This is a genomic window from Spirosoma sordidisoli (genome assembly GCF_004138325.1).
GTDB lineage: Bacteria > Bacteroidota > Bacteroidia > Cytophagales > Spirosomataceae > Spirosoma > Spirosoma sordidisoli.
Genome location: NZ_SBLB01000004.1, coordinates 287,460 through 299,797, shown reverse-complemented (window position 1 = coordinate 299,797; position 12,338 = coordinate 287,460). Strand labels below are relative to the sequence as shown.

The 12,338-nt window shown below is 58.5% G+C and carries 5 protein-coding genes; 4 read left to right on the top strand and 1 reads right to left on the bottom strand.

Features of this window, described 5'->3' with window-relative positions; genetic code table 11:
- Nucleotides 1-6: 6 nt before the first annotated feature.
- From EQG79_RS16120 to EQG79_RS16110, 3 genes are all read left to right on the top strand, one after another.
- The gene (locus tag EQG79_RS16120; protein WP_129602567.1) at nucleotides 7-705 is read left to right on the top strand and encodes a porin family protein; all 699 of its coding nucleotides are present in this window, start codon (nucleotides 7-9) and stop codon (nucleotides 703-705) included.
- A gap of 212 nt (nucleotides 706-917) precedes the next feature.
- Nucleotides 918-3,932: a glycoside hydrolase family 3 N-terminal domain-containing protein gene (locus tag EQG79_RS16115; protein ID WP_129602566.1), complete on the top strand. Its 3,015-nt coding sequence runs from the start codon at nucleotides 918-920 to the stop codon at nucleotides 3,930-3,932.
- On the top strand, nucleotides 3,929-4,384 hold the full coding sequence (locus tag EQG79_RS16110) for a DinB family protein (protein ID WP_077923264.1): 456 nt from the start codon (nucleotides 3,929-3,931) through the stop codon (nucleotides 4,382-4,384). The genes EQG79_RS16115 and EQG79_RS16110 overlap by 4 nt, the downstream gene beginning before the upstream one ends.
- A 29-nt stretch (nucleotides 4,385-4,413) precedes the next feature.
- On the opposite strand, the gene EQG79_RS16105 is transcribed toward EQG79_RS16110, so the two are convergent.
- The gene (locus EQG79_RS16105; protein WP_129602564.1) at nucleotides 4,414-8,640 is read right to left on the bottom strand and encodes a hybrid sensor histidine kinase/response regulator transcription factor; all 4,227 of its coding nucleotides are present in this window, start codon (nucleotides 8,638-8,640) and stop codon (nucleotides 4,414-4,416) included.
- A gap of 544 nt (nucleotides 8,641-9,184) precedes the next feature.
- On the opposite strand from EQG79_RS16105, the gene EQG79_RS16100 reads away from it, so the two are divergent.
- Nucleotides 9,185-12,334 (top strand): SusC/RagA family TonB-linked outer membrane protein, encoded by a 3,150-nt coding sequence (locus tag EQG79_RS16100; protein WP_129602562.1) that lies wholly within the window; start codon nucleotides 9,185-9,187, stop codon nucleotides 12,332-12,334.
- Nucleotides 12,335-12,338 lie beyond the last annotated feature (4 nt).

Genomic DNA, 12,338 nt, shown 5'->3' with positions numbered 1-12,338 from the left:
TCAGGTATGTCTGTTCGGCTCATGGTCCGTCAATCCGTTCTGGCAACGGTTGGTTTTTTTATAGCAATGTCGGCGCTGATGGCGCAGCAGCGGTTCAGCGCTGGTCCGCGGGTGGGGGTAAACTACTCGACCTTTGCGGGCGACGCAGCGGGTTTTTCGTTCCGGCCGGGGCTGGTAGCCGGCGGTTTTCTGATGTACAGCTCGCTGAATCATTTCGGGATTTCGGTCGATGCCCTGTACAGTCAGAAAGGTGGTAATTACTCGGCAACGATCAATCTGCCAGTGGTTGGCCCCACCACCACGACGTATAAACAGCGGGTCAACTACCTCGAAATTCCGGTGGCCCTGCGCTACTTCCTGACGCTGAACGGCAACTTCCGGCCCAATATTTACTTTGGCCCGGCGCTGGGGTTCAAACTCAACGCGGAGCAGACCAGTAAAACGGTGCAGAACGCAGCCTTCCCGGCGGTCGATAACAGCGATCAGTTCCGGTCGGTCGATCTGGGCGGGTTAGCGGGTTTTCAGCTCAACTTTCCGGGCTTTGGCGCCCGCCAGCGCTTTCTGATCGATGCGCGTTACACCTACGGGCTCAGCGATATTACGATCGACAATAACGCCCGTATCAACAATTCGGCGTTTACGCTCACGCTCGGCTACGGGTTCGGCGTAGGGCCCGAGTACCGGAGTCGATACCAGCGCAAATAAGGCTCAGGTTCAGACTAACGGGTAAGAAAAAGCAGGACAGGGCCTGTTGGTGGGTAGTCACTTCATCCGAAGAAACTACCTACTGGCAGGCCCTGTTGCCGTATAAGCACTGGGAGAATTGGCTAAACCCGCCCGGACGGGCGCAGATTGAGGGCCGCCGTGTGGGTAACGTTTCGTAATTTTGGGGCTTCACCTGCCACCAGCCCTATTCCATGACCAAGCGCCGGTCCATTCTTTCTATTCTGTTCAGCGTTATTCTGTTCACGACTGCCTCTGCGCAGGCTCCTACTCCCGTTTTTCAACAACTCACCGAGCGTCAGAACCGCTGGGTCGATTCGGTCTTTGCGTCGCTGACGCCCGACGAGCGCATTGCCCAGCTCATTATGGTGGCGGGCTACTCGAACCGGGGCCGGACCAGCTACGACGATTCGCTGGTTACCCTCGTCCGGACCAACAAGCTGGGGGGCGTCGTTTTCTTTCAGGGCGGACCCGTTCGCCAGGCCAAACTAACCAACCGGCTGCAGGCCCTCTCGACGGTACCACTGCTGATTGCGATGGACGCCGAGTGGGGGCTGGCCATGCGGCTCGACAGCACCGTTCGCTACCCGTATCAGATGACGCTGGGCGCCATGCAGGGTACCGCCACCGACTCGCTCATCTATCGGATGGGGGCCAACCTGGCCCGGCAGTCGCGTAGGCTGGGCGTACACGTCAACTTCGCGCCCTCGGTCGACGTCAATAATAATCCGAACAACCCAGTTATCAACTTCCGCTCCTTTGGTGAAGATAAATACGCCGTGACGCGCAAGGCTCTGGCCTACGTGCGAGGTATGCAGGATAACCGGCTGCTGACCAGCATCAAACACTTCCCGGGCCATGGCGACACCGGTACCGACTCCCACTACGACCTGCCGCTGATCAACAAAAGCCGCGCCCAGCTCGACTCGCTCGAACTGTATCCGTTCCGGCAGCTGATCAACGCCGGAGCCGCCGGCGTGATGGTGGCTCACCTAAGTATACCGGCGCTCGACACCACCCGCAACCGGCCCTCTACGCTGTCGCCTGCTATCGTGACCGACCTGCTCAAGAACGAAATGGGGTTCCAGGGGCTGGTCTTTTCCGACGCCATGAATATGAAAGGCGTGACCAAATTTTTTCCGTCGGGGCAGGCTGACCGCTACGGCATCGAAGCCGGTATGGACGTGCTGGAGTTTACCGAAGATGTGCCGGCGGCTTTGTTACAGATCAAACAGGCCGTTGCCGAGGGGCGTATCTCGCAGGAGTCGCTGGACGAACGGTGCCGAAAGGTGCTGCGGGCCAAAGCCTGGGTCGGGCTGGATCAGTACAAACCCATTGTGCTCGACAACCTGGTGCGCGACATCAACCCCGTACAGGACGAACTGCTCAACCGGCAGATGACCGAAGCCAGCCTGACGGTGCTGAAGAACGACCGGAATCTGTTACCGCTGCAACGGCTCGATACACTCCGGATCGCATCGGTCGCCGTCGAAAGCGAAAAAATCACCGCGTTTCAGCAGATGGCGGCCAACTATACGCAGGTCGACCATTTCAACATCACCTCCAAAACCCCCGACTCTACGCTGGCCCGCATGCGCGACTCGCTCCGGAACTATAACCTGCTGCTAGTCGACGTGCACCTGAACAACATCCGGCCGGGTACCAATTACGGTCTGCAGGCCAAAACGGCCGCGCTGGTCAGTGAGCTGGTGGCTACGGGCAAGGCCGTCGTTACGGTATTTGGCAATGTGTACGCCCTGAACAAACTGACGTTCCCGGCCGATACGGTGCAGATGAGCCGCAACATCGAGCAGGCGCGGGCCATCGTGATGCCGTATCAGCTGACCAGCTATGCCGAAGACCTGTCGGCTCAGCTGATTTTCGGGGCCATCGGTGCGTCGGGTAAACTACCCGTAACCGTCAACCAGCGATTCCGGGTAGGCGACGGCATTGCGGTACGGCCCATCGGCCGGATGAAATACACCATTCCCGAAGAAGTCGGCATCGACAGCCGGTTCCTGACCCGTCAGGTCGATTCGCTCGTCAACGTGGGGCTGACCCAGCGGGCTTTTCCGGGTTGTGTGGTCCAGATGGCTAAAGATGGCAAAGTGATTTTCCGCAAAGCCTACGGGAGCCATACCTACGATGCCAGCCTGGGTGCCGAACCCAAACCGGTCGACCTGAACGACCTCTTCGACATGGCTTCGGTAACCAAAGTAAGTACGTCGACCCCCGCCCTGATGCGGATGGTCGACGAAGGCAAATTTAACGTAGACGGCAAGATGGCCGATTATCTGCCTTTCCTGAAAAAATCGAACAAGGCCAACCTCGTCTGGCGCGACGTGCTGACCCACCAGGCCCGGCTCAAAGCCTGGATCCCGTTCTGGCGCGATACCAAAAACGAAGACGGCAGCTGGAAACCCCGCACCTTCCGCAACGAGCGTTCGGCGCGGTACTCCATCGAAGTAACGGATAGCCTGTACCTGTTCAGAAACTACCCCAAAACCATTTACGAACAGATCAAAGAGTCGCCCCTCAACGAGAAGAAAGAGTACGTTTACTCCGATCTGTCGTTCATCCTCTATCCGCAGGTAATCAAACGGCTAACGGGCGAGAACTTCGAAGACTACCTGAAGTCGACTTTCTACAAGCCGCTGGGCGCCACCACGCTGACCTACAACCCGCGCCGGTTCTACAGCCTCAACCGCATTGTACCAACCGAGTATGATTCGCTCTTCCGGCAAACCCTGATCTGGGGTCGCGTGCACGATGAGGGCGCGGCTATGCTCAACGGCCTGTCGGGACACGCGGGCCTGTTCGGAACGGCCAACGACCTCATGAAGCTGGTGGAGATGTATCGCCAGCGGGGGCAGTATGCCGGACAGCGGTTCATTTCCGAGAAGACAATTGCCGAGTTCACCCGCTATCAGTTTCCGGAGCTGGGTAACCGGCGGGGGTTGGGCTTCGAAAAGCCGTCCTTCACGTTCACGGGTAACGCGCCCCGCTCCGCGACCAAAGATAGTTTTGGTCATTCGGGCTTTACGGGTACCTTCACCTGGATCGATCCGGACCCGACTTACAACCTGAGCTATGTGTTTCTGAGCAATCGGGTTTACCCGACTCGAAACAACAATCGAATTAGCACGTTGAATACACGAACGAATGTTGCCGAAGCATTTTATCAGGCAATCAAGCGCGGTATCCAATGAAAAACTTTCTGATCCACCTGCTGAATTACGAACTATGGGCTAATCAGCGCGTCATTCAGGCGCTCGAATCCCTCGATAAACCCCCGGCGCGGGCCGTAGCGGTGATGGGCCACATTCTGGCCGTACAACAGGTCTGGCTGGGCCGGGTCGAGCACGAAACCATTTTTGTGTCGATCTGGGAAGATACGCCCATCAGCTGGATGGAAGAAACCGCACAGCGACAGCATCGCAAGATCGTTAGCTATATATCGAGCCTGTCGGAGCCGGAACTGCTGCTCCCCGTCGACTATACCACCGCCGAAGGCGAATCGTATAAAAGCACCCTGGTCGATATTCTGACGCATATGTCGCACCACGCAGCCTACCACCGGGGGCAGGTCGTGCAGCTCATCCGTCCGCTGATGACCGAAGCTCCCGTTACCGATTTCATCGTCTGGTCGCACGAAGCCTGACCGGCGTAACCCAAGCGGCTGGCCCCTGGTCAGCCGCTTATTTCTTCCTGCACCGCTTTGTCGAGCCGGTGTTTCCTGAGGTAATCGGAAGGCGACAGGCCGTGTAGCTGCTGAAACGCTTTCCGGAAGTACTTGATATCTTCCAGCCCTACCAGCGCGCAGACCTCTGATACCCGCAGCTGCCCCGACGTAAGCAGCTGGGCCGCCCGTTTCATCCGTACGGCGTTGATAAACTCAACCGCCGACTGGCCTGTGATACTTTTAATCCGGCGGTAAAAAACCGACCGGCTCATGGCCATTTCCTGAACCAGCCACTGTACGGAGAAGTCGGCGTCGGCGAGGTGGGTTTCGACCAGATTCATGGCCGTTTCGAGAAATGCTTTGTCGGCATCCGGAATCAGCAGTTCGGTCGGTTCGAGCAGGAGTTGCTGCTGGTAATACTGCCGGAGCTTTAGCCGGTTCTGGACCAGCGTATTCACTTTGGCCAGCAGCAGGTCGGGGTTAAAGGGCTTGCCAACGTACTCGTCGGCACCGGTCTCGAGGCCTTCGAGCTCGTGAACAGCCGCTACCCGCGCCGTCAGCAGGAGAACCGGAATGTGCATGGTTCGGGGGTGCTGCTTAATTTTTTTGCAGAGTTCCAGCCCATCGCTGCGCGGCATCATGATATCGCTGATGATGACATCGGGCAGCACGTGCATAGCCTGCTCCCAGCCGTCGAGACCATCGACAGCGGTAGATACCTCAAAGTCGGAGTCGAACAGGTGGGCCAGGTACTGCCGTACTTCGTTGTTGTCTTCAACCACCAGCAGCCGCAGGGTACCGGCTGGCGCAACCGACTCCGAAACGACGCGACCGATGGCCTGGACGGGTTCGGCGGGAGCGTTCTCGGCGGGGGTAGCGGGTTCGGTCGCCAGGTCTGTATCGGGCAGGTGATCGGCCCCGAACGGTAAGCGTATCGTGAAGGTGGTGCCCTGGTTAGGCTGGCTGGTAATGGCTACGTCGCCCCCGTGTCGTTCGATAAACTGCCTGACCAGCGAGAGGCCAATGCCGGTACCCATCACCCGCATCGTGTCCGTATGGGAAGCCTGATAATACACATCGAAGACGCGGTGTAACTCCTCGGGCTTCATCCCGACTCCTTCGTCGCGAACGGTAATGGTCAGGTAGTTGGTCTGGAGCTGACCGTTGCTGAACCGGGCGGGTTCATCCGGTTGGCCGGCAACGCCTACCGCCAGCTCTACCCGCCTGCCGGCCGGGGTGTATTTCAGCGCATTGGACAGAACGTTGATGACGGCGACCTCCAGCTTGCTGCGGTCGAAATACAGATAGATCGGGGTGTCGGGCCGCTGAAAGCTGTAACGAATGTCCTGCTCGTCGGCTTTCAGCCGGAACATCAGGAACAGTTCGGTCAGAAACGGGATCACGTCTTCCCGGGCCGCTTGGAGCGGAATCTGCTGCGATTCCATCTTGCGGAAGTCGAGGAGCTGGTTGATCAGCGAGAGCAGCCGGCGGGTTTGCTGATGCATCAGAAGAACCTTATCCTTCATGCCGTTCAGTTTCCAGGCCGACGCGGCCAGCTCTTCCATCGGACCCAGAATGAGCGTCAGGGGGGTGCGCAGCTCGTGCGAAACGTTGGTGAAAAAGCGCAGTTTCAGCTCGCTGAGTTCTTTCTCCTTCTCGTACTGAAAATGCTCGAAAGCGACTTTGTTTTTCAGCGCCTGCTGTTGCAGGACAATGCGTCGGGCCAGTAGGAGCCCTCCGCCAATCAGGGTGGCATACAGCAGGTAAGCCCACCAGGTTTTCCACCAGGGCGGCAGTATGTTCAGTTGCAGACTGGCCGACTGATCGGCCCATCGGCCCTCGCCATTGTCGGCTTTGACCAGAAATGTATAGCTACCGGGGGGCAGGTTGGCGTAGCTGGCGGTGCGCTGGCCGGGGGCCGGCCGAATCCAGTTGTCGTTATACCCGACGAGCCGGTATGCATAGTGATGTTTTTTGGGATTGGCGAAGTTGAGCCCCACAAACGAGATCGAAAAATCGTTTTCGCTGGCGTTGATCTGAATAGACTGGGGCTTGTCCAGTGGTTTCTGAATCAGCACCCGCCCGTTAATCGTTTCGCCTACCGTGACGGGTTTGTTGGCCAGCGCCAGACTGGTAATGCGAACAATGGGCGGATACGGATTGGCCCTGATGTAGCTGGGTTTGAGGTAGGTGATGCCGTTGATGCCGCCAAAATACAGGGTTTCGTCGCTGGCTTTGCAGGCGGCCCCTATCTTGAAGGAGTTGCTCTGAACCCCGTCGGCTACGTCGTAGCGCAACACCTGCCGGGTGTGCGGATTGATGCGGATCAGGCCTTCGCTGCCGAGCCACAAATGCCCCTGGTTATCTTCTAGGATGCTTTCTACATCGCTGTTGGGCAGCCAGCTGTTGCAGCGCCGGACCTGTTCGGTGCCGCTACGGGTTGGCAGGAGCTGGTGCAGTCCACCGCCAATGGTGCCTACCCAGAGTATGCCCTGGCGGTCTTTGTGGAGCGGCCAGGCGTAGTTGACGCTGAGGCTGTTTGGGTTGCGGGCGTCGTGCTTAAACTGATGCAGCAGCTCGAACCCGGTCGGCAGCACCCGCAGCTTCAGCACACCCGCATCCCGGGTGCTGGCCCAGAGCACGCTGGTCGCGTGGTCGTAGAGCAGAAAAGTAAACCGGTCGGTGGGGAGCGTACTGTTACGGGATGTGTAGGTAGCCAGCACCCGCCCGTTCCGATCCATCCGGACCAGCCCGCCAATGAACGAGGCCATCCAGAGGGTGCCGTAGCGGTCTTCCCGAATACTTTCGAGGTGTTTGAAGGGGCCGCTGGCGTAGGGATAGGTCGTCAGCACATCGCGGCCGTTGCGTCGGCGGAGCGAGATCAGACCGTCGTAGCGGGTGCCAAACCAGCGCGTACTGTCCGACGCCTGAAAGATGCACGACACATCCATGCCGGTCACGTTGCCGGGTAGCTGGCGGCTGAAATAGTTGGTATAGGTTTTCTGGCTGAGGTCGTAGCTGGAGAAGCCGTTGCGGGTGGCAATCCAGAGCAGGTTGCGGGCGTCTTCGTGATAAACGGCGTTGATGTAGTTGTTGGGCAGGGTCGGCTGCTGGCTCGTCTGCCGGCGCAGGTGTCCGAAGGGTTTTTGCCGGAGGTCGATTTTGTTCAGCCCCCCGGCCGACGCAGCCAGCCACAGCACCTGAAACCGGTCTTCGAGTATGCAGTGAACGCGCCCGGAGTTGATGCTGTTCGGGTCGCTGTCGAGTGGCAGGTAGGTTGTCAGTTTGCCCGTAACGATGGGCTGCTGGCCGTCTGCCGTCCGGATCGGCAGCACCGACAGACCAAAGTCAGTACCAACCCAAAGCCGGTCGAACGAGTCGCGGTACAGATAATCGATACTCCGGAAGGTGGGGGGCAGTATATGCGCATCGGCCACCTGCCGGTTCTGTAATTGCCGGGCCGATACCCACATAATGCGGCTGCTGGTACCGATCCAGAGGTCGCCCCGCCGGTCGAGCGACAGGGCCAGCAGCTGAGCATGATTGTACGAAGCTGCGCGTCGGGCCAGGGGCGCGACTTGGCCGGCGTCGGCCAGGAAAAGACCTTCATTGAAGGTGGCGATCCAGACATTACCCGCCCGGTCGATTACCAGATCCATAATTTCGCACTGGCGCGCCGGGCCGGTAGCCAGCTGAACCCGCTTCAGCGACTCCAGCTGCCCTGCCGCGTTGGTCCGGAGCAGAAACAGGCCGTGGTAGCGCGTGCCGACCCACACCCGGCCCTGCTGGTCGGTCGCCAGGGTCGATATATCGGCCTGGGTCATCGCCTGCAGCAGGGCCCGGTCGGCTGCGGCCAGTTGGGTACCCGTGAGCCGCACAAACCGGTCCTGGTTAGGATTGTACAGGTTTAGTCCACCGCCTTCGGTACCCGCCCACAGGGTTCCCTGCTGACTGACGTGCAGGGTACGGACCCGGTTGTTGGATAACCCGTTGTCATTGTCGATGGGGAGCAGGTAAGGTTTCAGCTCGTAGCCGTCGTAGCGGTTGACGCCTTTGTTGGTGCCTACCCAGATGAAGCCGTCGCGATCCTGCACAACGGCCATGGCGTCGCTATGGGACAGGCCTTCGTTAACCGTCAGGTGCTCGAACCGGAACTGACTCGGGTCGGCCTGCGCCCGGAGGGTAGCTGGCAAGGCTATCATCAGGAGGAGGGAGAGGAGCAAAACGTGTTTCATATCGTTGATCAGTAGCCCGGCCCATACTGACTACAACGTGAAAAATACATACTTTTTACAACATTATCACAACCGCCCCTTCGAAAGGCTTCTGTACCGATTCTGCGCGGATTCGGCCTGATCAAACCGTGTCTGGCCAGTTTGTCCCCTCTTTTTGGCCATTTATACCCCCTGTTATTGTGTTTTGCCAATATAAGTTTGCATCGTGTTTGACGGGCGAATCCAGCCGGGCATTGATAACGTCGGTCTGACTTCCGGTAGACGCCTGCTCGGCGATCAGTTCGCTCTTACTCCCGAAATAGTCGTCACGATCGGGAGCGGACCCGGCGGGAGCCTCACCATCAGTTGCGTTTCAGGGCCAATCAGGCATCATAAAATCATCTATCATTTGCATAACTATGGCTATTTCAGGAGCGCCCGTAATATGGTCAATTTGCACCATTCTGGTAATTAATTGAGCAGAAGCTATAGTGTTTTTCTGGTCAGGTTCCTGCATCCGGCCCACGACCTTATCTCAATCCATAGTCGTATTTCCCCAAATTCAATGATGAACAAATTACTTCTTACCGGCTTATTGTGTCTGAGCGCGGTAGTCACAACAGTGGCTCAGGCGCTCACAGTCAGAGGCAGAATTATCGACGCCGACCGAAAAGGAATCCCCGGCGTCAACGTACTGGTGAAAGGAACATCGCGCGGCACGACAACCACCGCCGACGGTGATTTCAGTCTCCAGGCCGATGCGAAAGACCGGCTCGTGATCAGCTACCTGGGCTATGCCGCGCAGGAAATAGCGGTCAATAACCAGACCCAGCTGGAGGTGACGCTGGCCGAGGATAACAAGATGCTCAATGAGGTGGTCGTTGTTGGGTACGGTGAAACCAAACGGCGCGACCTGGTTAGCTCGGTAGCGTCCATTTCGGGCCAGGAAATCAACGAGTTCAAAACGGGGAATGCGGCTACGGCTATTCAGGGAAAGCTGCCGGGTGTGCGCGTAGTGACGCCCAGCGGTGGTCCCGGTGCCCAGCCTACGATCTACATTCGGGGCGTGTCGTCGCTGCAGGGCGGTACGTCTCCGCTGCTGGTGGTAGACGGGGTGCCGATCTACTCGGGCGGGCTGAATTCCATCAACCCAAACGACATCGCCAGCCTCGACGTACTGAAAGATGCGTCGGCAGCGGCTATCTACGGGGCCAAAGCCTCGGGGGGCGTTATCGTGATCACAACCAAGCGGGGTAAGATCAACTCCGGCCGACTCGATGTCGATATCAACGTACAGGCGCAGCAGTTGCAGCGTCCGTATCAGATGGCCAGCTCCGACGAGTACGTACAGTTTCAGCGGCTGAAGAACCCCAGCTTTTTCAACCCACCACCATCGGGTCAGAGTCTGACCAACAACACCGACTGGTGGGGAGCGGTGATCCGGCCGTCGTCGCCGGTTTATAACGCCAACATTTCCTATACCGGTGGCAGCAACAAAAGCACCTACGCGGCCACGCTGGGCTACTTTCGGCAGGAGTCGCAGGCGCAGTTCGGCTACTGGCAGCGGGTCAACGCCCGCTTCAACGGCGACTTCGGCGTAACCGACTGGCTGAAGTTTGGTGTGGTCTTCGCCCCGCGGCTGGAAGACTGGAAAAACTACGCCGTATCGGATTTTCTGGGTCTGCTCGGCACCGACCCAACCACGGCGGTTCGGCGGGGTGATCTGAACCACATTCCCGCAGCCGACCGGAGCCAGTACGATCTGGAGTGGAGCGGCTGGGGGTATCCGTATGCCCGCCCTTCCAACAACCCGGTCAACTACTACCTGGAGATGAAACGGGCGCAGCTGGGGCTGAACCGCGTTTATGGTATCCAGAGTAACGCCTATCTGGAAATCAAACCGGCCAAAGGGTTCACCTTTACGAGTAAAGTGGGCGGTAACGTCGATACGTATAACTACCAGAACTTCTCGCCTAAGTTTTACCTCGATCCGCAGAACTTCACGAACCTGGTCAGCGCGTCGTCGAGCTTCAACACCAACTATTCGTGGTCGTGGTTCAACACCCTCGGCTATGCCAACACGTTCAACGGCATTCATAACCTGAAGGCGCTGGTCGGTCAGGAAGCTCAGTACATCGACGGGTATTACGGATCGGCCACGCGCTACTCCTCGCAGGGAACGAACGACCCGCTTTTCAACTCCATCGACAATCTGGTGTCAGACCGGTCGCCGGAGCAGATCAACCGGCAGTATCCGGGTACGGGTGGCGGCACAACGGACATCAACCGGCGCGAAGCGATCTCGTCGCTGCTGGGGCGGCTGGAGTATAACTACGACAACAAGTACTACTTCACGGGGAACGTCCGGCGCGACGGCAACTCCAAGTTTACCCGGGCCAACCAGTACGCGCTGTTCCCGTCGGCCTCGGTAGGCTGGCGGCTCAGCCAGGAGGGCTTCCTGAAAAATAACAAGCTGGTCAACGACCTGTTCCTGAAAGTACGCTGGGGGCAGCGCGGCAACAGCAACGCCATTCCGCCAACGGCTACCTACGACATTGCCAAGGTCGACTGGCCCTACGCGTTTGGCGGAACAACCGTCTACAGCACCGGGCCCTGGCTGTCGGGTAACCCGAACCTGCAATGGGAAGTCGACGAAGATTTCAGCATTGGCCTCGACGCTACGGCGCTGGACAACAAGGTGAGCGTCAACCTCGAATATTTTGACAACAACGCCCGCAAACTCCTGCTCAACGCGCCCATCCAGCTCAGCTACGGCACGCAGTACGGCTGGAGCAACAGCCAGTGGCTGAACGCCGGAGCACTGCGGAACCGGGGCTGGGAAGCGACCATCAACTACGGCGACAAAAAAGGCGACTTCGGCTATAACGCCAGCCTGATCTTCAGCCACGTAAAAACAACGGTACGTCAGCTGTACGGTACGCTGGCCTACCTCGACGGCGGGGGCAACGACTACCGCGAAGGCGAACGGTTCGGTACCATTTCGCGGACCTATGCCGGTGGGATTCTGGGTGCTTTCTATGGCTACAAAGCCGATGGTATTTTCCGGAATCAGGAAGAGGTCGATGCATACCGGGGTCCCGACGGACGGCCTATCCAGTCCGATGCCAAACCCGGCGATCTGCGCTTTGCCGACGTGAACGGCGACGGCGTGATCAACAGCGACGACCGTACCATCATCGGCAACCCATACCCCGACCTGACGGCTAACTTCAACCTGCGGCTGAGCTACAAACGCTTCGACCTGACGGCCGACATGTATGGTGTCTTCGGGCAGGACGTGTTCAACACCGTGAAGCGCTACTTCACCCTGGGCGATTACTTCTCGAACGTACAGGCGGGGTCGTACAACAACGTATGGCGGCCCGACAACCAGGACGCGCCCAACCCGAACCCCAACGCTACGGCGGGTAACTTTCAGTCGTCGAGCTACTACGTCGAGAAAGGATCGTTTGTTCGGGGGCGCAACTTCGTCTTCGGCTACAACCTGCCCGACAACCTGATCAAAGGCATTCGGGCGTGCCGGGTATACGTGGGCGCGCAGAACCTGTTCACCATCACCAACTATACGGGGGTTAACCCGGAGGTGCAGTCGAACAGCGGCAACGGCACCACGCCCCAGTTGGGCATCGGTATCGACCACGCCCAGTATCCCGTATCCCGCAACCTGCAGGTTGGCTTGAACCTGTCTTTCTAACCGT

Excerpts from the sequence above, each read along its gene's own strand:
- EQG79_RS16110 (WP_077923264.1), top strand. The coding sequence starts at position 3,929 with ATGAAAAACTTTCTGATCCACCTGCTGAATTACGAACTATGGGCTAAT.
- EQG79_RS16105 (WP_129602564.1), bottom strand. The coding sequence starts at position 8,640 with ATGAAACACGTTTTGCTCCTCTCCCTCCTCCTGATGATAGCCTTGCCA.
- EQG79_RS16100 (WP_129602562.1), top strand. The coding sequence starts at position 9,185 with ATGATGAACAAATTACTTCTTACCGGCTTATTGTGTCTGAGCGCGGTA.
- EQG79_RS16115 (WP_129602566.1), top strand. The coding sequence starts at position 918 with ATGACCAAGCGCCGGTCCATTCTTTCTATTCTGTTCAGCGTTATTCTG.
- EQG79_RS16120 (WP_129602567.1), top strand. The coding sequence starts at position 7 with ATGTCTGTTCGGCTCATGGTCCGTCAATCCGTTCTGGCAACGGTTGGT.